Here is a 22,280-nt window from a genome sequence, read left to right on the forward strand (position 1 = left end):
GTATCCCGGGTTCAGCAGGATCTGATCCGGATAATGATCGTCCTGTTGTCAGTGGGGCCCGGTACGCTCGAAAGCACGATGACAGAGGACCTCTCACCGGCCGAGCGGTACACGGCAGCACGGCGGCGTGCTGCCGAGCAGGCCACCGCGCTCGCCTCCTTCCGCGAGATGTACGACTTCGGCCTCGACCCCTTCCAGATCGAGGCCTGCCAGGCACTCGAAGCGGGGAAGGGCGTGCTGGTCGCCGCGCCCACCGGCTCGGGCAAGACGATCGTCGGCGAGTTCGCCGTCCACCTCGCCCTCCAGCAGGGCAGGAAGTGCTTCTACACGACACCCATCAAGGCGCTGTCGAACCAGAAGTACGCCGACCTGTGCCGCCGTTACGGAACCGGCAAGGTCGGCCTGCTCACCGGCGACAACAGCGTCAACTCCGAGGCCCCGGTGGTCGTGATGACCACCGAGGTGCTGCGGAACATGCTCTACGCCGGCTCGCGGACCCTCCTCGGCCTCGGCCACGTGGTCATGGACGAGGTGCACTACCTCTCCGACCGCTTCCGCGGAGCCGTATGGGAGGAAGTGATCATCCACCTGCCCGAGTCGGTCACGCTGGTGTCCCTCTCGGCGACCGTGTCGAACGCCGAGGAGTTCGGCGACTGGCTCGACACCGTCCGCGGCGACACCGAGGTGATCGTCTCCGAGCACCGGCCTGTGCCACTGTTCCAGCACGTACTGGCCGGGCGGCGGATGTACGACCTGTTCGAGGAGGGCGAGGGCCAGAGGAAGGCTGTCAACCCGGACCTCACCCGCATGGCCCGGATGGAGGCGAGCCGCCCCTCCTACCAGGACCGCAGACGCGGCCGTGCCATGCGGGAGGCCGACCGCGAACGCGAACGCAGACAGCGCTCGCGCATCTGGACGCCGAGCCGGCCCGAGGTCATCGAACGGCTCGACGCCGAGGGCCTGCTGCCCGCCATCACGTTCATCTTCAGCCGCGCCGCCTGCGAGGCCGCCGTACAGCAGTGTCTGTACGCGGGACTCAGGCTCAACGACGAGGAGGCGCGCGGCAAGGTGCGTGACCTGGTCGAGGAGCGCACCGCCTCCATCCCCACCGAGGACCTCCATGTCCTCGGCTACTACGAATGGCTGGAGGGCCTGGAGCGCGGCATCGCGGCCCACCACGCGGGCATGCTGCCCACGTTCAAGGAAGTCGTCGAGGAACTGTTCGTCCGCGGACTGGTCAAGGCCGTGTTCGCGACCGAGACCCTTGCACTCGGCATCAACATGCCCGCGCGCTCGGTGGTGTTGGAGAAGCTCGTCAAGTGGAACGGCGAGCAGCATGCCGACATCACCCCCGGCGAGTACACCCAGCTGACGGGCCGTGCGGGCCGGCGCGGCATCGACGTCGAGGGCCACGCGGTCGTGCTGTGGCAGCGCGGGATGAGCCCCGAGCACCTCGCGGGTCTGGCCGGCACACGCACGTACCCGCTGCGCTCCAGCTTCAAGCCGTCGTACAACATGGCGGTCAACCTGGTCGAGCAGTTCGGGCGGCACCGCTCGCGCGAACTGCTGGAGACGTCGTTCGCGCAGTTCCAGGCGGACAAGTCGGTGGTCGGGATCTCCCGGCAGGTGCAGCGCAACGAGGAGGGGCTGGAGGGCTACAAGGCCTCCATGACCTGCCATCTCGGCGACTTCGAGGAGTACGCGCTGCTGCGCCGCCAGCTCAAGGACCGTGAGACCGAACTGGCCCGGCAGGGCGCCAGCCAGCGGCGCGCCGAAGCGGCCGTCGCGCTGGAGAAGCTCAAGCCCGGTGACGTCATCCACGTCCCCACCGGCAAGTACGCCGGCCTGGCGCTGGTGCTGGACCCGGGCCTGCCCGCCGGGCGCTCCAACGGCCACCGCGGCTTCGAGCAGCACGACGGTCCGCGCCCGCTGGTCCTGACCGCCGAGCGGCAGGTCAAGCGGCTCGCGTCGATGGACTTCCCGGTGCCGGTCGAGGCGCTGGAGCGGATGCGGATCCCGAAGTCCTTCAACCCGCGGTCCCCGCAGTCCCGTCGGGACCTCGCGTCCGCGCTGCGCACCAAGGCCGGGCACATCCCGCCGGAGCGGGCCCGCAAGAAGCGGTCGCAGGCCGCCGCCGACCGGGAGATCGCCCGGCTTCGCACCGCGATCCGGGCGCATCCCTGCCACGGCTGCAACGACCGTGAGGACCACGCCCGTTGGGCCGAGCGCTACCACCGGCTGCTGCGCGACACCTCGCAGCTGGAGCGGCGCATCGAGGGGCGCACGAACACCATCGCGCGCACCTTCGACCGGATCGTCGCGCTGCTGACCGAGCTGGACTACCTGCGCGGCGACGAGGTCACCGAGCACGGCAAGCGGCTGGCCCGGCTGTACGGCGAACTCGACCTGCTCGCCAGCGAATGCCTGCGCGCGGGGGTGTGGGAGGGCCTGGCCCCCGCCGAACTGGCCGCCTGTGTCTCGGCGTTGGTGTACGAGGCGCGGGTCGGCGACGACGCGATGGCGCCCAAGCTGCCGTCCGGCAGGGCGAAGGCCGCGCTGGGGGAGATGGTGCGGATCTGGGGGCGGCTGGACGGGCTGGAGGAGGAGTTCCGGATCACCCAGACCGAAGGCGTCGGGCAGCGTGAGCCGGATCTCGGCTTCGCCTGGGCCGCGTACACATGGGCCTCGGGGAAGGGGCTCGACGAGGTGCTGCGTGAGGCGGAGATGCCGGCGGGGGACTTTGTGCGGTGGTGCAAGCAGGTGATCGACGTTCTCGGTCAGATCTCCGCGGCGGGTACTCCTGCGCAGGGCTCGACGGTGCCGAAGAACGCGCGCAAGGCGGTCGACCTGTTGCTGCGGGGAGTTGTGGCCTACTCGTCGGTGGGGTAGCTGCTGGTCGGTGGGTGCGGGTGGACCGTGGCTGGTCGCGCGGTTCCCCGCGCCCCTTTTTTCGCTGCCGTCCGCTTTTGTGTGCCCGTTCGCTGTTACTTCATGTGTTCGAACGGTGTCTGAGCGTGTAAATGTGGCTGAGGGTACTCCTGCTGCGGTGGTCATTTCAGATGCTTGCTGAATATGACATGGCGATGATCCGGTCGGACTAAGCTCGCCCGCGGCGCGCCGAGTTGAGATGGATTCGGGCGCTTGTTCCCACTCCCAGCCGATTTGCTTCAGAGGGCCCACATGGTGAGTGTTCAATCCCCTCCAGATCGCCGCGAACTCCCCTACGCACGTGTGCTGTTGCTGCCCGCCCTGGTGATGGCCGCGGCGACCGGGGCCGCCGCGGCCCTGGTGGCGGAGCCGGCCAGGGCGGCCGTCGGCTGGTGCGGAGCCGTCGCCACCCTGCTGGTCGTCGCGACGACCGCCGAAGCCGTGCGCCGCGGCCGCGCGCTGCGGGACCTGCGCGCCGAGCACCGGCGTCGCACCGCGTACCTGGAACGCCGTATCGCCGCCCATGACGAGGAGATGGAACGCCTCGCCGACGAGATCATGCCCCACGCGGTGTACCGGGTGCAGTGCGGCAATTCACCCGGTGAGGTGATGCACCGCCTCGGCGAGATCCACCCCTCCTGCGACGAACTCCCCGAAGCGCAGCTGTCGCTGCTGGGGACGGTGCTCGACATCGTCGACCGTGAGGAGGCGAAGCGTGACGCCGCGCAGCGCTCCTTCGTCAACATCGCCCGCCGCGTGCAGGCGATCGTCCACCAGCAGGCCAACGAGCTGCAGGAGATGGAGGAGGACCACGGGCGCAACCCCGAGGTCTTCGACGACCTGCTGCGCATCGACCACGGCACCGCGCTGATCGGCCGGCTCGCCGACTCCATCTCCGTCCTCGGCGGCGGCCGGCCGAGCCGCAACTGGCCCGAGCCGGTACCGCTGTTCAGCGTGCTGCGCGGCGCCATGTCCCGGATCCTGGAGTACCGGCGCATCGAGCTGCACTCCATCGCCCAGGTCAACATCGACGGCAACTCCGTCGAGCCGATCATCCACGCCGCGGCCGAACTCCTCGACAACGCCACCCGCTACTCGCCGCCGCAGACCAAGGTGCATGTCACCGCCGTCGAGGTGCAGACCGGCGTCGCCATCGAGATCGAGGACGCCGGCGCCGGCCTCATCCCGGAGGCCCGCGCCCGGGCCGAGGGCATGCTGGAGCGCGCCATGAACGGCGGCGACGTGGGCGACCTCGGCGAGTCCCCGCGCCTTGGCCTCGCGGTCGTGGGCCGGCTCTGCACGACGTACAAGATGCAGGTCAGCCTGCGGGCCTCCGCGTACGGCGGTGTTCGTGCCGTGCTCGTGGTGCCCAGCGCGATGACGACCGACGAGCCCGCATCCTCATTCGCCCACGGCATCGGCGCCACCGCCTCGCCCAGGGCCGACCTCGGCGCGCTCGAAGGGCCCAAGCGCACGCCCAAGAAGCGCCGCCCCACCAGCCCCCGTATCACCGCGCCGCTGTCCCTGGAGGACGACGTCCGCGAGGTCACCGAGTGGACGGCGGGCGGCCTGCCGCAGCGCCGCAGCCGGGTCAAGGTGCCGCTCAGCCAGCGGATCGCCGAGCAGACCGCCATCGAACGGGCCGAACGGGAGGGCAGGCCGACCGTCTGGTCGGCCCCCCGGCCCGAACCCGAGCCCGAACCCGACAAGGAACCCGAACCGGGGCTGTGGGTCGAGGCGTTCATGAACGGACTCAAGGGCAACCCGGACCCGGCCGCACTCACCCAGCCGACAACCGAGCCGGCCCGCGTCGAGGCCGACGACGAGGGGGACCTCAAGTGATCCAGCAGCGTGCCAACTTCGACTGGATGCTCAAGGATCTCGCCGACGGCGTACCCGGCATCGAGATGATCGTGGTGCTCTCCGCCGACGGCCTGCGCATCGCCCGCCACGGCGGCGACCCGGACGCCGCCGACCGTGTCGCCGCGGCCTGCGCGGGCCTGCAGAGCCTGGCCGGTGCCGTCGCGCAGGAGATCCCGGCCAGCGACGGCCGCATGCGCATGGTCATCATCGAGGTCAACGGCGGCTACTTCTATCTGATGGCCGCCGGCGCCAACGCCTACCTCGCGGTCCTGTCCGACGTGGTCGCCGAACCCGGCATGATGAGCAACCGCATGCGCGACCTCGTCGTCCGGATCGGCGCCCACCTCACCACTCCGCCCCGGCGCAACGGCCAGACCCTATGATCCCTCCGCAACGCCGGCGGCGACCGGCCGGGCCCGAGGAGGACCCGCCGCCCGAACCGTGCGGCAAGAACCCCCAGCGGCTGTACGTCCTCACCGGCGCCGCCGACCACGGCGAGCGCGCGGAACTCGACCTCGTCACGCTGATCGTGGCGCGCGCCGACCCGCCCGCCGCCGCGCAGCCCGAGCAGGCGGCGGTGCTGAGACTGTGCGCCAACCCCCTGTCCGTGGCCGAGCTGTCGGCCTATCTCAACCTGCCGTACAGCGTGGTGACCGTCCTGCTCACCGAGCTGCTGACGGCCGGACTGGTGCAGGCACGCGCCCCGATCGTCCGCCAGGCGCTCCCCGACCGTTCCCTTCTCGAAGCGGTGATGCATGGACTTCAAAGGCTCTGACACCATCACGGGTCCACGGACCGAGGACCATCTCCCGCACACGGCCCAGGCCGCGGTGAAGATCGTGGTCGTGGGCGGCTTCGGGGTCGGCAAGACGACCATGGTCGGCTCGGTCAGCGAGATCAGGCCGCTGACCACCGAGGAAACCATGACGCAGGCCGGCGTCGGGGTCGACGACGACTACGGCTCCCGGTCCAAGACGGCCACCACCGTGGCGATGGACTTCGGCCGCATCAGCATCACCGACCAGCTGGTGCTGTACCTCTTCGGCACCCCCGGCCAGGAACGCTTCTGGTTTCTGTGGAACGGCCTGTTCGAGGGCGCGCTGGGCGCGGTCGTCCTGGTCGACACCCGCCGGCTCGAGGTCAGCTTCGAGGTCATGGACCGGCTGGAGGAACGCGGTGTGCCGTTCATCGTCGCCGTCAACACCTTCCCGGACGGGCCCCGTTACCCCCTCGACGACCTCCGCTCCGCGCTCGACCTCGGCCCGGACATCCCCGTCGTCGAGTGCGACGCGCGCCGCCGTGCCTCAAGCCGCGACGTCCTGATGACCCTGATGCGATTCCTGCACTCGCTCGCGACGACGGGTGCGCTCACCTGACCCCCGCTTCCACCCCCCACACTCCCCCGACACCGGATCCACTTCGGAGCGATCACTGTGACGCCTGAACCCCACTCCCTCACCGGCAGGGACGACCCCACGCTGAGCCCGCCGCCCGGATGCCCCGCCCACGGCAGCGGTCCCGGAGGACTGCACCGGCTGTACGGCCCGGGCGCGGAGAACCTGAGCGCGCTGTACGAGCAACTCCGCGAGGAACACGGCCCGGTGGCGCCCGCGCTGCTCCACGACGACGTGCCGGTGTGGGTGGTCCTCGGGCACGCCGAGAACCTGCACTTGGTGCGTACGCCCTCGCAGTTCTGCCGGGACAGCCGCATCTGGACGCCCCTCCTGGACGGCCTGGTCAAACCCGACCACCCGCTGATGCCGCACATCGCCTGGGAACCCATCTGCTCCTACGCCGAGGGCGACGAGCACCTGCGGCTGCGCGGCGCGGTCAACGGCGCCATCTCGACCATCGACCACCGCGGCATCCGCCGCTACATCAACCGCGCCACCCAGCGCCTCGTCAACGCGTTCTGCGAGGAGGGCACGGCCGAACTGGTCAGCCAGTTCGCCGAGCATCTGCCGATGGCCGTGCTGTGCGAGATCCTCGGCATGCCCGAGGAGTACAACGACCGCATGGTGCAGGCGGCCCGTGACATGCTCCGGGGCACCGAGACCGCCATCGCCAGCCACGCCTACGTCATGGAGGCGCTGCAACGGCATACCGCCCGCCGCAGAGCCGACCCCCAGCAGGACTTCGCGAGCCAGCTCGTCAACCACCCCGCGAAGCTCACCGACGACGAGGTCACCAAGCACCTGTGGGTCGTCCTCATGGCGGCCTACGAGGCCACGGCCAACCTCATCGCCAATGTGCTGCGCATGGTCGTCACCGACCCGCGCTTCCGCGCCCAGCTCAGCGGAGGCCAGATGACGGTGCCGGAGGCCGTCGAGCAGTCCCTGTGGAACGAGCCGCCGTTCAGCACGGTCTTCGCCTACTTCGCCAAACAGGACACCGAGCTCGGCGGCCGGCGCATCCGCCAGGGCGACGGGCTGCTCTTCGGTATCGCGCCGGGCAACGTCGACCCGCGGGTACGACCCGACCTGTCCGCCAACATGCAGGGCAACCGCTCCCATCTCGCCTTCGGCGGCGGCCCCCACGAGTGCCCGGGCCAGGAGATCGGCCGCGCCATCGCCGACACCGGCGTGGACGCCCTGCTGATGCGCCTGCCCGACATCCGACTCGACATCGACGAGGACGAGTTGAGCTGGACCGAGTCACTGGCCTCACGCCACCTGGTGGAACTCCCGGTGCGCTTCGAACCGAGGCCGCAGCAGGACGAGAACCAGAAACCGAGCATCACCCCGGTCCCGGCCCAGCGCACCTCCTGGGAGATCAGTACCCCCGCACCGCAGCCGGCACCGGCTCCCGACCCCGCTCCGGCCGCCCCGGCGCAGGCCGCGGCCACCCCCGTATCGCCCCTGCCCGACGCGGCCGCTCCGCCGGATGCGCCCGCGCCCGAACCGGCCCGCCCGCAGGGCGCCTGGCGGCGCTTCCTCCTTTGGTGGCGCGGCTACTGACCGGCCGCCCAACGCTCGTACGACGCCCAGGCCCCGAGCACCCGGCCGCTGCGGAACCGGTGCTCCACCCCCGTGACCGGATCGGTGAACTCCAGCTCCCGCGCCAGCAGTTGGAGCGGACGCCGGAAGTCACCGGCCGGCACGGGGCCGGTCACCACCGGATACAGCGGGTCGCCGAGGATCGGCACGCCCAGCGCGTTCATGTGCACGCGCAGCTGGTGGGTCTGACCGGTCGCGGGCACCAGGCGGTAGCGGCCGAGCGTGCCGACCGCGCCCACGTCCGTACGGCCGGCCGGCTCGACCCGGGTGACCGCGTTCGGCTCGCCCGCGACCTCACGGGCGGCCAGCACTCCGCGCTCCTTGACGATCCGGCTGTGCACGGTCAGCGGCAGGGCGAGCGCGGGATCGTACGGGGCCACGGCCTCGTACACCTTGCGCACCCGCCGGTCGCGGAACAGTGACTGGTAGGCGCCGCGCTCCTCGGGCCGGACCGTGAACAGCACGAGCCCGGCCGTGAGCCGGTCCAGACGGTGGGCGGCGCCCAGCGAGGGGAGGCCGAGGTCGTGGCGCAGCCGTGCCAGCGCGGTCTGCGTGACATGCCCGCCGCGGGGTGTGGTGGCCAGGAAGTGCGGCTTGTCGGCGACGACGATGTGCTCGTCGCGGTACACGACCTCCAGCGGGAACGGCACCCGCACCTCGGCGGGCAGCTCCCGGTGGAACCACACGAACATCCCCGGCACATAGGCCGCGTCCGGCGCCACCGTCCGTCCGTCCGCCCCGACGACCTGCCCGGCGGCGAACATCCGGTCGACGACCCCGGCGCCCGCCCCCGACAGCCGCTCCACGAGGTGCTCACGCACGGTCGCCCAGGACCCCTCGGCGGGCAGCCGCACCCGCACCGGGTCCACCCCCTCGCGCTGGGGCAGGGGAGAGGGCGGAATCCGGGTCTTGCGTCTCATCGGAGCAAGCGTACGAGGCCCGCCCGCCGGTCACCGCCGCACAGTCGGTCGTCATCGTGCTGCTGGGGCTGCTCGGCGGCGCCGGTGGCACCGGCGCAGATGCCCCCGTGGATGCGGCACATCGCCGAACTCAACCCGCTCGACCGGGCCATGGGCTGTCCGGCCATCCCGACCCGGCCGACGTGCTCGGCCGGAGCGGCGCGCTGCCGGGGCCGGCGGTGGCGGCGGTGTGGCTGTCGATCCACACCTTCCGGTCCTACCAGCGGGCGGTGTGAGCACACGGAAAGGGGCGGCACCGTGCGGGATCCCGCACGGTGCCGCCCCTCTCCGTACCGGTCACGCGGCGGTCGCGCCCTCCTGCTCCGCCTCGATACGCGCGTTCCACTCCCGCTTGGAGGCCTGCCAGCCGTCCTCGTTGTGGCCGAGCCGCCAGTAGCCGGAGATCGACAGGTCCTCGCGGGGGATCTGCCGCTCGACCCGCAGCAGCCGGCGCAGCTCCTTCACGAAGGCCGCCTCGCCGTGCACGAACGCATGCACCCGGCCCTCGGGGAACTGCAGCGCCCGCACCGCCTCGACAAGCGCCGCGCCGACAGGGCGGTCCCCGCGGTGCAGCCAGACGACCTCCACATCGGAGTCGATCTTCTGCTCCTCCTCGGGTCCCGCCACCTCGACGAAGGCGTACGCCTCGGCACCCTCGGGCAGGGCCTCCAGGGAACAGGCGATCGCGGGCAGCGCACTCTCGTCACCGACGAGCAGATGCCAGTCGGCGCCCGCGTCGGGAGCGTAGGCGCCACCGGGTCCCACGAAGTGCACGGTCTCCCCGGGCCGGGCCCGCACCGACCAGGGGCCGGCCAGCCCCTCGTCGCCGTGGATCACGAAGTCCAGGGTCAGCTCACGGTGTTCGGGGTCCCAGGCGCGCACGGTGTACGTCCGTGTCACCGGCCACTGCGCCCGCGGGAACTCCTCGCGGATCCGCTCCACGTCGAAGGGCTCGGGATAGGTCACGCCGTCGGCCGGGAACAGCAGCTTGACGTAGTGGTCCGTGCAGGTGCCGACCTCGAAGCCGGCCAGACCCTCACCGCCGAGCACGACGCGCTGCATGTGCGGGCTCAGCCGTTCGGTGCGGACGACCTGCGCGAAGTGGGGCTTGCGCGGCGTGCGTCCTGGTCGCTCTGCCATGACGGTCTCCCAGTTCCCGAGCTTAGGCTTACCTAAGTTAGCATGCGGGAACCGGCTTCACGAGTTCAGGGTAGTGAGCAGCCGCTGCAGTGACCCGCCCAGCCCCCAGCGCGCCGCCAGTGCCTCCAGCACCTCCGGATCGCGCGGTGCGCGCGGCAGCGCGGTGTCGACGTCCGGCAGCGGGACGTCGCCCGCGACCTTGACGACCGTCGGCGCCACCGCCACATACGGCCGCGACTCGTCGAGCCGCTTGCGCTGCGAAGGCGTGAGTGCGGCCTTCGGGTCGTCGACGGCGGCCATGATGCCCGCCAGGTCGCCGAACTCCGCGAGCAGCTTCGCGGCCGTCTTCTCTCCGATGCCGGGCACGCCCGGCAGGCCGTCGCTCGGGTCGCCGCGCAGCAGCGCCAGATCCGCGTACCCCCGGCCGTCGACACCGTACTTCTCGCGCAGCACCGCCTCGTCCGTCAGCTGCAGCGTGCCCACGCCCTTGAGCGGGTACAGCACGCGCACTCCGCGCGCGTCGTCGACCAGCTGGTACAGGTCGCGGTCGCCGGTGACGATGTCGACCGGGCCCTCGGCGAGCGCGCTGAACGTGCCGATCACGTCGTCCGCCTCGTACCCCGCCACCCCCACGCGCGCGATGCCGAGCGCGTCGAGGACCGCCTCGATGACCGGCACCTGCGGCGAGAGCGTGTCCGGCACCACCTCCTCGTCCGGGCCCGTCTCGTGCGCCTCGGCGACCCGGTGCGCCTTGTAGGACGGGATCAGCTCCACCCGCCACTGCGGACGCCAGTCGGCGTCCATGCACGCCACCAGCCGGTCGGGGTGGTGGTCCCTGACCAGGCGGTCGATGAATTCGAGGAGCCCGCGCACGGCGTTCACCGGTGTGCCGTCCGGGGCCTTCACGGAATCCGGGACGCCGAAGTAGGCGCGGAAGTAGAGCGAGGCGGTGTCGAGGAGCATCAGTCGTCCGGTCACGCCACGCATCATGCCGCACGGCACCGACAGTCACCCGCCGACGGCCGGGGCGTGCGCACGCGTGCGTGCGGGCGGCAGGGTGACCACAAGGATCCGGCCAACCACAGAGCGCTACATCCCTGCCCACGCCTCGCCGTCTCCGCACCGGAAGTGCCGACCGAACGTGCCGTACGGCGCACCCCTCCTCCCGCTGTGCCGAGTGCCCCCCTCATCATCCGGTGCGCGGCGACAGCTGCGGGCCGGTCGGCCGTCACCGGGCCGCCCACGCCACCTGCCGCCGACCCCGCGCCGCGCCCGGAGACTTCACCGACCGACACGCAACCGCTGATGACCGGCCTGATCGGACACCGTGGGCCGCGGGGCGCGAACGGGAACACCCGGAGCCGCTCACGCATTGAAACGGAAGAGGGCCGGTCGCGTGGTGATCGAGGGCCGGCGGTGACGCAGGGAGCGCGGGGGCCGGCGTCGGGGCGTCTGTGATCCCGCGTCGGCGCGGACCGCGTCGCCCGCGCCCGCCCGCTCCCGGGGCCGTCCGGTCGTCACGCCGCACCGGCCCCGGACAGCCCGCCCGGGGCTGCTGGTCAGCCGGTTCGCCCCCAAGGAGGAATTCGTGCCCGGCGAGTCCGGGGAGCTGATCCACTGGCGCGATCCATGAGGTCCGGTCGCACACGGTGTGTCGTCGATGTGACGGGCGCATGAAACGGTTTGCCGAACATGCGTAGGGTGCAGAGAACTCATCGGAAGAGGCGCGCCCGCCGGCGGCGCGGGGAAGCCGATACGGCGCAGACAGCGGAGCGACGAGCGAAGGAGGGAGCCGGAGCGATGGGCGACCACAAAGAACAGCCCCTTCGGGTGGGCGCGGCCGTACGGCGGCGGCGCCGGGCGCTGGACCTCACCCTCGCCGTAGTGGCCGAGCGCAGCGGCCTGTCGGTCCCCTTCCTGAGCCAGATCGAGAACGAGCGGGCGCGGCCCAGCAGAAGCTCTCTGGAGAAGGTCGCCGACGCCCTGCGCACCACCGCCGTCGAACTTCTCGCTGCTGCCGACCCGGCGTGCAGCGTCGACGTCGTGCGTGCCGAGGAGACCGAGGAGACGGAGCCGACGTTCCCACCGCGGGTGCGTTCCCTGGTGCGCGGTCACCACCAGATGCATGCTTCCGAGTTCACCGGCGATCATGACGCGGGCCGCGAATTCCAGTACCGCAACGATCAGTTGATGTACGTGGCCGACGGCGCCGTGGAGATCGAGGCGGAGGGCCGCGCCTACCGGCTCGGGCGCGGCGACACCCTGTACCTCACGGGCGGGGTGCGTCACCGCTGGCGGGCGACGGTGGCGGACACCCGGGTGGTCGTCGTCGCCGTGGCCGAACACATCGAGGCGGTCCGGGACCGGCCGCGCCGATGAGGGTCGTCTCGCTGGTTCCGTCGCTGACGGAGGCCGTGGCCCGCTCGGCCTCCGGCGCCCTGGTCGGCGCGACCGACTGGTGCACCCATCCGGCCGGTCTCGACGTCGCCCGTGTCGGCGGCACCAAGAACCCGAAGCTCGACCGGATCCTCGCGCTCGCGCCCGACCTGGTGATCGCGAACGAGGAGGAGAACCGTGCCCCGGACCTCGCCGCCCTGCGCGAGGCGGGCGTCGAGGTGCTGCTGACCGAGGTGCGGGACGTACCGCAGGCCTTCCGCGAGCTCCGGCGCATGCTGGACGCGTGCGGTGTGGCCGGCGCGCCGCGATGGCTGGACGAGGCGGAGGCGGCCTGGTCGGCCTTGCCGGCACCGGAACGCCGTACGACGGCGGTCGTGCCGATCTGGCGTCGGCCGTGGATGGTGCTGGGCCGGGACACGTTCGCGGGCGATGTGCTGGCCCGTCTGGGCGTCGACCACCTGTACGCCGGTCACGCGGAGCGCTACCCGAGGATCCCGGTGGAGGAGCTGCGGGCCGCCGGGCCGGATGTCGTGGTCCTCCCGGACGAGCCGTACCGCTTCACGGCCGAGGACGGCCCCGAGGCATTTCCCGGGCTGCCCTGCGCGCTGGTCAGCGGACGGCATCTGACCTGGTACGGGCCGTCGCTGGCCGAGGCGCCGCGGGCGCTGCGGGAGGCCCTGCGAGCAGCTCGCCGCTGACCAGGCCGCGGGCGGTGTGCAGGCCGGCGGTGACCCAGGCGGCGACGAGGACGCCGTACAGGCCGACCGCCAGCCCGATGCCCCTATGGATGTCAAGCCGCGATGCTGCCGGGAACAGGTAGTGGCGCGGAGGCGATAGCCCGGTGGATCTCGCGGGCGACGTATCTCTTGAGGCAGCGGATGACCTCACGCTTCGTCTTGCCCTCTGCGGTGCGTCGCAGCAGGTAGGCGCGGGAGCGGTTCTCCCAGCGCAGGCGGGAGAGCACGATGCGGTAGAGGGCGGCGTTGGCCTGTCGGTTCCCGCCGCGGTTGAGTCGTCGGCGTTGGCTCTTGCCGGAGGAGCGTTCGACCGGGCTGACGCCGCACAATGCGGCGAAGGATGCCTCGTCGCGGAGGCGGTCGTGGTTGTCGCCGGCGGCTATGAGCAAGATGGCCGCGCTGTCCGGGCCGACGCCGGTGAGTTCGAGCAGCTGCGGGCTGTGGGCCTGGATGATCGTCGCAGACGGCGAGTCCGGTGAGCCGGGCCAGCGCCTCGGCACCCGTGACACAGGTGCCCACCGGGAAGGTGAAGGCCCACCAGGTCATCGTGAAGCCCATGCCGTGGCGGCGGGCGCGCAGGACGTGGGCCGTCGCGAGACCGGACCAGAACAGCGCGAAGCCCATGACGGGCACGCCGTACAGCACGGCCAGGACGCCGAAGCTCTCGCTGTAGAGGGCCGGTACGACACCGGGGGCGGCGTCCGCGAACATGCCGACGGCCGTGGTGGACTGGCCGAGCGGGCCCAGTACCAGGAACAGGGTCGGGGTGAGGGCGAGCGGGAGGGGCCCGGCGGTGAGGATCCGGGCGAAGACCACCGGCAGCATGACCAGCGTGGCGAGCAGGCTGAGCCCGAACAGCGCGAGACAGGCGAACAGCAGGGTCTCCCGCGCCGGTCCGGCCGGCAGATGCGGCACGAGGAGCGGGCCGAGCGCGGCGGACACCATGGGCGCGACGACGGGCAGCAGCCACACGGGAGTGGCCTGCCGCGGCTCCACCCGATGGCGTACGGCCATGAGGTACGGGACCCCGACGGCCGCCGCGAGTCCGACGACCGTACCGGCGGTGAACAGCACGGTGTCGAGCGCGACGGCCGCCTCGATGCCGATCCAGTCCCGGCCGACGGTGAGCGCGCCCCCGCCGACGGCCAGCAGGGCCATGGCGAGGCAGCCGTAGAACGGGGCCGTCGCCGGGTCGAGAAGGTGGGCGCGGGCCTGGTCGCGGTGGTGGCGCCAGTGCAGCGCCCGGGCACCCAGCAGGGCCAGGAGCAGGACCAGGGAGAGCGCCCAGACGGCGGTGCAGACGGTGCGCAGGCCGGGCGGGCGCAGCGGGAGCGCGGCTCCCGCGGTGGCGACGATGGCGGTGCCCATGACGGTGGCGTACCAGTGGGGTCCGAGGTGACGGACGCCGGCGGCGCGCCGGGGGTGCGGGTGTGCGGTGGCACGGGGGAGAGGCTGGGCTGCGGTGACCATTCGGCCACGTTCTCGCCGGTGGACGTCCACGACCAGGGAGTATGTCTCTATGAGGACATAAACTGGGGTTATGAGCAGGAGCAGTGGGGTGGAGGAGCCGGAACAGTCCCGGCCGGTGGCCGGCGCCGGCGGCTCGCTGGCGCACCGGGTGCCGGAACTCGGGGCGCTGGAACTGCTGCTGGCGGTGGCGCGGCTCGGCAGCCTCGGCGCGGCGGCGCGCGAACTGGGCATCACCCAGCCGGCGGCGAGCAGCCGGATCCGCTCGATGGAACGCCAGCTGGGGGTGGCGCTGGTGGACCGCTCGCCGCGCGGCTCCCGGCTGACGGAGTCCGGTGCGCTGGTGACGGACTGGGCGCGGCGGATCGTGGAGGCGGCGGAGGCCTTCGACGTGGGTGCGCAGGCGCTGCGCGACCGGCGGGACTCCCGGCTGCGGGTGGCGGCGAGCATGACGATCGCGGAGTATCTGCTGCCGGGCTGGCTGCTCGCCCTGCGCGCCCAGCGGCCGGACACGGCGGTGTCGCTGCTCGCCGGCAACTCGGCGGCCGTTGCGGAACGGCTGCTGGCGGACGAGGCGGACCTGGGGTTCGTGGAGGGGGTGACCGTGCCGACGGGGCTGGACTCCGTGGTCATCGCCCATGACAACCTGATCGTGGTGACTGCGCCGGGGCACGCCTGGTCCCGGCGGCGGCGACCGCTGGAGGCGTCGGAGCTGGCGGCGACGCCGCTGATCCTGCGGGAGGAGGGCTCGGGTACCCGGCAGGTTCTGGACGCGGCGCTGGGCGGGCTGGCCCGCCCGCTGATCGAGCTGTCCTCCACCACTGCGGTCAAGGCGGCGGCGGTGAGCGGGGCGGGCCCCGCGGTCCTCAGCGAACTCGCCGTCGGCGAGGAGCTGTCGATGCGCCGCCTGGTCGGCGTCCCCCTGGCGGACGTCTCCCTGGCGAGGGACCTCCGCGCGGTCTGGCCGACGGGTCACCGGCCGGTGGGACCGGCGAGGGACCTGCTGTCGCTGACGCGGGGATGACGGCGGGTCAGGGCGCCGCCGCGGCCCGCACCAGCGCCCGCATCACCCGCAGGTCCTCGCCCATCTCCGGATGCCACTGCACGCCCAGCACCCAGGCGGCGGACGGGAGTTCCAGCGCCTCCACCGTCCCGTCGGCCGCGTACGCCGACGCGACCAGTCCCTCACCCAGGCGGTCCACGGCCTGGTGGTGATACGTCGGCACGGACGTCTCCTCCGGCGCGGCCGCGGCGTACAGACTCCCCGGCACCGGCTTGACGGTGTGGTCGCCGAAGACGCCCACGACCTCCGCGTGCCCCTCGATGTGCTGCACGAGCGTCCCGCCGAGGGCGACGTTCAGCAGTTGCATGCCCCGGCAGATGCCGAGCAGCGGAACTCCCGCCGCCAGCCCCGCGTCGATCAGGGCCAGCTCCCAGGCGTCCCGCTCCCGCGCCGGCGGCCCGGTGCGCGGCTCGCGCTCCGCGCCGTAGCGGACCGGCTCGACATCCGGTCCGCCCGCGATGACCAGCCCGTCCAGCCGGGCCACGGCCGCCGTCGCGTGCTCCGGGTCGTCCGGCGGGAGCATCGCGGCCAGGCCGCCCGCCCGCTGCACCAGCCGCGGATAGCCGACGGGCAGCAGTGCCGCCTCCAGCTCCCACACGCCCCAGCGCGCACCGCACTCCAGATAGGTGCTGACACCGATCAACGGCCTGGCCACAGAAACTCCCTCCGAGTCGAGAACTCAGTCCCTCGTCAACTCTGCCTCGGCGGCCGCCAGCGCCGCGAACTCCTCCTCCGGCGCCTTCGCCACCAGCCGCTTACGGCTGTACAGACCGAAGTACGCGAGGGCCACGACGTACACCGCGAGCGCGATCAACGCCGCCGTCACATCCACCAGGAACGTCGCCAGCAGCGCCGCGCAGGCCAGCACCAGGGCGACCGACGAGGTCAGCACACCGCCGGGCGTCCGGTACGGCCGCGGAAGCTCCGGCTCGCGGCGGCGCAGCACGATGTGCGACAGGGACATCAGCGCGTACGAGATGGTCGCGCCGAAGACCGCGATGTTCAGCATCCGCGCGCCGTCGCCCGTCACCGCCGCCAGCAGGAAGCCGATTGTGCCGGGCACCAGCAGGCCCAGGTACGGCGCCTTGCGACGGCTGGTGAGGGACAGGAAGCGGGGCAGGTAGCCGGCGCGGGACAGGGCGAACAGCTGGCGCGAGCCCGCGTAGATGAGGGAGAAGAACGACGCCACCAGGCCGGCCAGGCCCGCGTAGTTCACGATCCGGCTCAGCGTGGTGGCCCGGCCGTCCGGCTGAAGGGCCTCGACCAGCGGGTTGCCCGCCTCCTGGATCGCGGCCGAGCCGCGCGCCCCGGCGGCCGCGAAGAAGGTCACCACGGCCAGGACCACGAGGATGCCCATCGACCAGCGGATGGCCTTGGGCAGCGTACGGGCCGGTTCCTTGGTCTCCTCGGCGGCCAGCGGAACGCCCTCGACGCCCAGGAAGAACCACATGCCGAAGGGGAACGCCGCCCAGATGCCGAGCAGCCCGAAGGGCAGCCACGAACTCGATCCCGCGGCCGACGCGTCGACCGGGATGTCGTCCAGCGACCCGAAGGAGAAGTCGGGCAGCGCCGCCAGCGCGAACACGATCAGGGCCACCACCGCGATGCCGGTGACGACGAAGCTGAAGCGCAGTGCCTCGCCGACGCCCCACAGGTGGATGCCGAGGAAGATCGCGAAGCAGACCAGGTACATCGGCCAGCCGGACTCCAGGCCGAACAGGCCGAGCGACTCGACGTAGTCCCCGATGAAGATGACGATGGCGGCGGGCGCGAGGACGTACTCGATGAGGATCGCCGTACCGGTGAGGAAGCCTCCCCAGGGGCCGAGCGCCCGGCGGGCGAAGCCGTAGCCGCCGCCCGCCGTCGGCAGGATCGAGGACAGCTCGGCGAGCGCGAAGACCATGCAGGCGTACATCGCGCCCATCAGCACCATGGCGATCGCGAGGCCCCCGAAGCCGCCTTCGGCCAGGCCGAAGTTCCAGCCGGAGTAGTCGCCGGAGACGACGTAGGCGACGCCGAGACCGGTCAGCAGCACCCAGCCGGCGCTGCCGCGGCGCAGGGTTCTGCGCTCCAGATAGTCGTCCGCCTCCGTGGCGGGTCGTGTGCTTGTGGATTCCAGGGACATGGGCCAACTCCCCACATGCGGCGGACACCGGGCATCTCCGGGCACGATGGGGTCGACCGGACTCCGGTTCAATGGAATGGATCCATACCTTTGCGGTGTCGGCCACCCGATGGCAATACCCTTGCGTCAATCGCCGGTAAATCCACCGTCGCCGCGGACACCGCGGACGGGGCGCCGCTCAGCCGAGGAAGCCCCGCAGCAGCGCCGCCGTGCCCCCGCAGTGCTCGCGCATGATGTCCCGCGCCGCCTCTGCGTCGCCCTCGATCACGGCCTCCACGAGCGCGGTGTGCTGCCGCTGGGAGTGCTCCAGATTGCGCACGAGCAGCGGGATGCAGTCGAGCAGATCGTTGACGGTGGCGCGTACGGCCGCGTACTGGGCGGTGAGCGTGGGGGAGCCCGACAGCTCGGCGAGCGTCAGATGCAGCAGCGTGTCCAGGCGGCGGTACTCGGCCAGCGGGGCGTCGTGCGTGCGCGCCAGCGCCTCGCGCAGCCGCTCCGCCTGCTCCTCGTCCAGCCCGTGCGCCGCGCACAGCCCGGCCGCCCCCACCTCCAGCACCTCGCGGAAGCGCAGCGTGTCCTCGACGTCGACGTCCGACAGGCGGCGGCGCAGCTCCTCCTCGCCGGGGGTCTCGGTGCGCGGCCGCACGAACGTGCCGCCGTAGCGCCCGCGCCGCGACTCGACCAGGCCCTGGTCCTGGAGCACCTTCAGCACCTCGCGCAGCGTCACCCGGCTGATCCCCAGCCGGTCGGCCAGCTCGCGCTCCGCGGGCAGCCGTTCGCCGCCCGGCACCAGGCCGAGCCGGACGACCTGGAGGATCTGCTCCAGGGCCTCCTCGAAACCGTTGCCGGCCCGCACCGGGCGCAGGACCGACGTCAGCCGGTCGTCGGCCCCGGGCGCCCCGTGCTCCGTGCCCGCCTGCGACATCTGGTCGGACCCCCTTCCCAATCAATGGTCCTACGCAATACCTTATGGGCTCCCGGCTGACCGAAGTAGCCGAATGGAGGCTCTCCCGTGGCAGACCGCACACCCCCGCTGAGCGTCGAGGAGCTGCATGCCCTCGTCGCGAGCGGTGAGATCGACACTGTCGTCCTGGCCTTCCCCGATATGCAAGGGCGGCTTCAGGGCAAGCGGTTCGCCGCCCGTTTCTTCCTCGACGAGGTCCTCCACCACGGCACCGAGGGCTGCAACTACCTGCTGGCCGTCGACGCCGACATGAACACCGTCGACGGCTATGCGATGTCCTCCTGGGAGCGCGGATACGGCGACTTCGCCATGCACCCGGACCTGTCCACGCTCCGCCGCGTCCCCTGGAACGCGGGCACGGCGATGCTCGTCGCCGACCTCGCCTGGGACGACGGCTCCCCGGTCGTCGCCGCACCCCGGCAGATCCTGCGCCGCCAGCTGGACCGGCTCGCCGAGCACGGCTTCACCGCCCAGGTCGGCACGGAGCTGGAGTTCATCGTCTTCAAGGACACCTACGAACAGGCCTGGGACGCGGGCTACCGGGGGCTGACCCCGGCCAACCAGTACAACATCGACTACTCGGTGCTCGGTACCGGCCGCATCGAGCCCCTGCTGCGCCGCATCCGCAACGAGATGGCGGGCGCCGGCCTCACCGTCGAGTCCGCCAAGGGCGAGTGCAACCCCGGCCAGCACGAGATCGCCTTCCGCTACGAGGAGGCCCTGGTCACCTGCGACCAGCACGCGATCTACAAGACCGGCGCCAAGGAGATCGCCGCCCAGGAGGGCGTCTCGCTCACCTTCATGGCCAAGTACAACGAGCGCGAGGGCAACTCCTGCCACATCCACCTCTCCCTCGCGGACGCCGCCGGCAACAACGCCATGGCGGGCGACGGCGAGGGCGGCATGTCGGAGGTCATGCGCCACTTCCTCGCCGGACAGCTCGCCGCGCTGCGGGACTTCTCGCTGCTCTACGCCCCCAACATCAACTCCTACAAGCGGTTCCAGCCGGGCTCGTTCGCCCCGACCGCGGTCGCCTGGGGTCACGACAACCGCACCTGTGCGCTCCGCGTGGTCGGCCACGGCCGCTCGCTGCGCTTCGAGAACCGGCTGCCCGGCGGTGATGTCAACCCGCACCTCGCGGTGGCGGGGCTGGTGGCGGCCGGCCTGTACGGCATCGAGCAGAAGCTGGAGCTGCCCGATGCCTGTGCCGGCAACGCCTACACCTCCGAGTACGAGCACGTCCCGACCACGCTGCGCGAGGCCGCCGAACTCTGGGAGAACAGCCCGCTCGCCAAGGCCGCCTTCGGCGATGAGGTCGTCGCGCACTACCGCAACATGGCGCGCGTCGAACTGGACGCCTTCGACGCCGCGGTCACCGACTGGGAGCTGCGCCGCTCCTTCGAACGCATGTGAGGCCCCTGTTGTCTTCCGAGTACGCGCTGGAAGTACGGAACCCCGCCACCGAGGAGGTCGTCGCGACCGTTCCCGGTGCCACCGCCGCCGACGTGGACGCGGCGGTCGTACGCGCCACGAAGGCGCAGTCCGCCTGGGCCGCCCTCGCGCCCGGCGACCGCGCCCGGCTGCTGCGCCGGTTCGCGGCCACCGTCGATCAGCACCTCGAGGAACTCGCTCAGCTGGAGGTCCGCGAGGCCGGACACACCATCGGCAACGCCCGTTGGGAGGCGGGCAATGTGCGCGATCTGCTCGACTACGCGGCCGGCGGTGTGGAACGGCTGACGGGACGCCAGATCCCCGTCCCCGGCGGCCTCGACGTCACCATCCTCGAACCGCTCGGTGTCGTCGGCGTCATCGCGCCCTGGAACTTCCCCATGCCGATCGCCGCCTGGGGCACGGCCCCGGCGCTGGCGGCGGGCAATGCCGTCCTCCTCAAGCCCGCCGAGACGACCCCGCTGACCGCCCTGCGGCTGGCCGAACTCGCCCTCGCGGCGGGGCTGCCGGAAGGGCTGTTCCAGGTGCTGCCCGGCCACGGCCCGGTCGCGGGCAACGCGCTCGTCGAACACCCCGGCGTCGCGAAGATCGTCTTCACCGGGTCGACGGCCGTCGGCAAGCAGGTGCTGGCGAAGGGCTCGGCGCTCCTGAAGCGCGTCACCCTCGAACTCGGCGGCAAGAGCCCCAATATCGTCTTCGCCGACGCGGACCTCGAGGCCGCCGCCGCTGCGGCTCCCATGGCCTTCCTCGACAATTGCGGCCAGGACTGCTGCGCCCGCACCCGCATCCTCGTCCAGCGCAGCGCCTACGACCGCTTCCTCGGCCTTCTCGCCCCCGCGATCGAGTCCGTCCTCGTCGGCGACCCGGCCGACGAGAACACCCAGATGGGCCCGCTCATCTCCAAGGTCCAGCTGGAGCGCGTCCGTTCGTACGTCGACCCCGCCGCGCCCGGCATCCGCGGCAAGGCACCCGAGGGACGCGGCTACTGGTTCCCGCCCACCGTCCTCACCGACGTCGACCCGCACGCGCGCGTGGCGGTCGAGGAGGTCTTCGGCCCCGTCGCCGTCGTCCTGCCCTTCGAGGACGAGGCGGACGCGATCCGGCTCGCCAACGCCACCGACTACGGCCTCTCCGGCTCCATCTGGACCCGCGACGTCGGCCGCGCCCTGCGCGTCTCGGGGGCCGTCCGCGCCGGCAATCTGTCCGTCAACTCCCACTCCAGCGTCCGCTACTGGACGCCCTTCGGCGGCTTCAAGCAGTCCGGCATCGGCCGGGAGCTCGGCCCCGACGCCCTGGCCGCCTTCACCGAAACCAAGAACGTCTTCATCAGCACGGAGGGCCCCGCACAGTGACCGCATCCACTGACGACATCATCTGCCGCCGCCTCGTCGGCCGCACCGCCGTCATCACCGGAGCCGGCAGCGGCATCGGCCTCGCCACCGCGCGCCGACTCGCCTCCGAGGGGGCGCACGTGGTGTGCGGCGACCTGGACGAGCAGCGCGGCAAGGCGGCCGCCGACGAGGTCGGCGGGATCTTCGTGAAGGTCGACGTCACCGACCCCGAGCAGGTCGAGGCCCTGTTCAAGGCGGCGTACGACACCTACGGCAGCGTCGACATCGCGTTCAACAACGCCGGTATCTCCCCGCCCGACGACGACTCCATCCTGGAGACCGGCCTGGAGGCCTGGAAGCGCGTCCAGGAGGTCAACCTCACCTCCGTCTACCTGTGCTGCAAGGCCGCCATCCCTTACATGCAGCGCCAGGGCAAGGGCTCCATCATCAACACGGCGTCGTTCGTGGCCCGGATGGGCGCGGCGACCTCGCAGATCTCGTACACGGCCTCCAAGGGCGGCGTGCTCGCCATGTCCCGCGAACTGGGCGTGCAGTTCGCCCGCGAGGGCATCCGCGTCAACGCCCTGTGCCCGGGCCCGGTCAACACCCCCTTGCTCCAGGAGCTGTTCGCCAAGGACCCGGAGCGGGCCGCCCGCCGGCTCGTGCACATCCCGCTCGGCCGTTTCGCCGAGGCCGAGGAGATCGCCGCCGCCGTCGCCTTCCTGGCCAGCGACGACTCCTCCTTCGTGAACGCGAGCGACTTCCTGGTGGACGGCGGGATCGCGGGCGCGTACGTCACGCCCCTGTAGCGGTCGCCGAGACGCGGGCACCCGCCCTCGCGGTCCGTCCTGGGCCCTGTCG

20 protein-coding genes and 1 pseudogene are annotated in these 22,280 nt (G+C 71.9%); 13 read left to right on the top strand and 8 right to left on the bottom strand.

Translation table 11 applies throughout. From position 1 onward, the window contains the following. The first annotated feature begins 33 nt into the window (after positions 1 to 33). The 6 genes from F7R91_RS01040 to F7R91_RS01065 all read left to right on the top strand — a co-directional run bounded on the left by F7R91_RS01040 (position 34) and on the right by F7R91_RS01065 (position 7,748). Positions 34 to 2,889, top strand: coding sequence for a DEAD/DEAH box helicase (locus F7R91_RS01040; RefSeq protein WP_150943430.1), 2,856 nt, complete (start codon positions 34 to 36; stop codon positions 2,887 to 2,889). 291 nt (positions 2,890 to 3,180) lie between these two features. Then, positions 3,181 to 4,770 carry a sensor histidine kinase gene (locus tag F7R91_RS01045; protein ID WP_191971297.1) on the top strand — a complete coding sequence of 530 codons (1,590 nt, stop codon included), beginning with the start codon at positions 3,181 to 3,183 and terminating at the stop codon, positions 4,768 to 4,770. Continuing rightward, positions 4,767 to 5,174 (top strand): roadblock/LC7 domain-containing protein, encoded by a 408-nt coding sequence (locus tag F7R91_RS01050; protein WP_150943432.1) that lies wholly within the window; start codon positions 4,767 to 4,769, stop codon positions 5,172 to 5,174. Before F7R91_RS01045 ends, F7R91_RS01050 begins: the two co-directional genes overlap by 4 nt. Continuing rightward, positions 5,171 to 5,566: a DUF742 domain-containing protein gene (locus F7R91_RS01055; protein ID WP_150943434.1), complete on the top strand. Its 396-nt coding sequence runs from the start codon at positions 5,171 to 5,173 to the stop codon at positions 5,564 to 5,566. Before F7R91_RS01050 ends, F7R91_RS01055 begins: the two co-directional genes overlap by 4 nt. Continuing rightward, on the top strand, positions 5,547 to 6,167 hold the full coding sequence (locus F7R91_RS01060; RefSeq protein ID WP_150943437.1) for a GTP-binding protein: 621 nt from the start codon (positions 5,547 to 5,549) through the stop codon (positions 6,165 to 6,167). The genes F7R91_RS01055 and F7R91_RS01060 overlap by 20 nt, the downstream gene beginning before the upstream one ends. A gap of 57 nt (positions 6,168 to 6,224) precedes the next feature. After that, complete coding sequence (locus tag F7R91_RS01065; protein ID WP_150943439.1) at positions 6,225 to 7,748, top strand: cytochrome P450; 1,524 nt, start codon at positions 6,225 to 6,227, stop codon at positions 7,746 to 7,748. Here F7R91_RS01065 and F7R91_RS01070 read toward each other — a convergent pair. Then, positions 7,742 to 8,707 carry an RluA family pseudouridine synthase gene (locus tag F7R91_RS01070; RefSeq protein ID WP_150943441.1) on the bottom strand — a complete coding sequence of 322 codons (966 nt, stop codon included), beginning with the start codon at positions 8,705 to 8,707 and terminating at the stop codon, positions 7,742 to 7,744. The two genes, F7R91_RS01065 and F7R91_RS01070, sit on opposite strands and share 7 nt — an antisense overlap. 56 nt (positions 8,708 to 8,763) lie before the next feature. Between F7R91_RS01070 and F7R91_RS01075 the strand changes: the two genes are divergently transcribed. After that, positions 8,764 to 8,982, top strand: coding sequence for a hypothetical protein (locus F7R91_RS01075; RefSeq protein WP_150943443.1), 219 nt, complete (start codon positions 8,764 to 8,766; stop codon positions 8,980 to 8,982). A 61-nt stretch (positions 8,983 to 9,043) separates the two neighbouring features. On the opposite strand, the gene F7R91_RS01080 is transcribed toward F7R91_RS01075, so the two are convergent. Further along, positions 9,044 to 9,886: a siderophore-interacting protein gene (locus F7R91_RS01080; RefSeq protein WP_150943445.1), complete on the bottom strand. Its 843-nt coding sequence runs from the start codon at positions 9,884 to 9,886 to the stop codon at positions 9,044 to 9,046. Between the two features lie 57 nt (positions 9,887 to 9,943). Continuing rightward, complete coding sequence (locus tag F7R91_RS01085) at positions 9,944 to 10,873, bottom strand: 5'-3' exonuclease (protein ID WP_225320498.1); 930 nt, start codon at positions 10,871 to 10,873, stop codon at positions 9,944 to 9,946. A gap of 813 nt (positions 10,874 to 11,686) precedes the next feature. On the opposite strand from F7R91_RS01085, the gene F7R91_RS01090 reads away from it, so the two are divergent. Then, positions 11,687 to 12,265 carry a helix-turn-helix domain-containing protein gene (locus F7R91_RS01090; protein WP_150943448.1) on the top strand — a complete coding sequence of 193 codons (579 nt, stop codon included), beginning with the start codon at positions 11,687 to 11,689 and terminating at the stop codon, positions 12,263 to 12,265. Further along, positions 12,262 to 12,981 carry a helical backbone metal receptor gene (locus tag F7R91_RS01095; protein ID WP_150943450.1) on the top strand — a complete coding sequence of 240 codons (720 nt, stop codon included), beginning with the start codon at positions 12,262 to 12,264 and terminating at the stop codon, positions 12,979 to 12,981. The genes F7R91_RS01090 and F7R91_RS01095 overlap by 4 nt, the downstream gene beginning before the upstream one ends. 92 nt (positions 12,982 to 13,073) lie before the next feature. Here the strand turns inward: F7R91_RS01095 and F7R91_RS01105 are convergent, their stop codons facing one another. Further along, a complete protein-coding gene (locus F7R91_RS01105) occupies positions 13,074 to 13,529 on the bottom strand; it encodes a transposase (RefSeq protein WP_331000524.1) in 456 nt (151 codons plus the stop codon). After that, positions 13,477 to 14,490, bottom strand: a pseudogene (locus F7R91_RS01110) (TDT family transporter); the annotation flags it as partial. The gene F7R91_RS01105 and the pseudogene F7R91_RS01110, both read right to left, overlap by 53 nt. 70 nt (positions 14,491 to 14,560) lie before the next feature. Between F7R91_RS01110 and F7R91_RS01115 the strand changes: the two are divergent. Beyond that, complete coding sequence (locus tag F7R91_RS01115; RefSeq protein ID WP_150943452.1) at positions 14,561 to 15,511, top strand: LysR family transcriptional regulator; 951 nt, start codon at positions 14,561 to 14,563, stop codon at positions 15,509 to 15,511. Positions 15,512 to 15,518: 7 nt separating this feature from the next. Here the strand turns inward: F7R91_RS01115 and F7R91_RS01120 are convergent, their stop codons facing one another. The 3 genes from F7R91_RS01120 to F7R91_RS01130 form a co-directional block, all read right to left on the bottom strand. Beyond that, positions 15,519 to 16,193 carry a gamma-glutamyl-gamma-aminobutyrate hydrolase family protein gene (locus F7R91_RS01120; protein WP_191971313.1) on the bottom strand — a complete coding sequence of 225 codons (675 nt, stop codon included), beginning with the start codon at positions 16,191 to 16,193 and terminating at the stop codon, positions 15,519 to 15,521. 36 nt (positions 16,194 to 16,229) lie between these two features. Further along, positions 16,230 to 17,675 carry an ethanolamine permease gene (gene eat, locus F7R91_RS01125; RefSeq protein ID WP_150943457.1) on the bottom strand — a complete coding sequence of 482 codons (1,446 nt, stop codon included), beginning with the start codon at positions 17,673 to 17,675 and terminating at the stop codon, positions 16,230 to 16,232. A 178-nt stretch (positions 17,676 to 17,853) separates the two neighbouring features. Then, positions 17,854 to 18,600 carry a FadR/GntR family transcriptional regulator gene (locus tag F7R91_RS01130; protein ID WP_150943459.1) on the bottom strand — a complete coding sequence of 249 codons (747 nt, stop codon included), beginning with the start codon at positions 18,598 to 18,600 and terminating at the stop codon, positions 17,854 to 17,856. Between the two features lie 87 nt (positions 18,601 to 18,687). Here F7R91_RS01130 and F7R91_RS01135 point away from each other — a divergent pair, with 87 nt between their 5' ends. Genes F7R91_RS01135 through F7R91_RS01145 form a run of 3 tightly spaced genes read left to right on the top strand, consistent with a single transcriptional unit; the run spans position 18,688 to position 22,228 of the window. Further along, a complete protein-coding gene (locus F7R91_RS01135; protein ID WP_150943461.1) occupies positions 18,688 to 20,052 on the top strand; it encodes a glutamine synthetase family protein in 1,365 nt (454 codons plus the stop codon). Between the two features lie 8 nt (positions 20,053 to 20,060). Next, the gene (locus F7R91_RS01140; protein WP_150943463.1) at positions 20,061 to 21,440 is read left to right on the top strand and encodes an aldehyde dehydrogenase family protein; all 1,380 of its coding nucleotides are present in this window, start codon (positions 20,061 to 20,063) and stop codon (positions 21,438 to 21,440) included. Further along, positions 21,437 to 22,228 (top strand): 3-oxoacyl-ACP reductase, encoded by a 792-nt coding sequence (locus F7R91_RS01145; protein WP_150943465.1) that lies wholly within the window; start codon positions 21,437 to 21,439, stop codon positions 22,226 to 22,228. Before F7R91_RS01140 ends, F7R91_RS01145 begins: the two co-directional genes overlap by 4 nt. Positions 22,229 to 22,280 lie beyond the last annotated feature (52 nt).

It is taken from the genome of Streptomyces luteolifulvus (assembly GCF_008806595.1).
GTDB classification, from domain to species: domain Bacteria; phylum Actinomycetota; class Actinomycetes; order Streptomycetales; family Streptomycetaceae; genus Streptomyces; species Streptomyces luteolifulvus.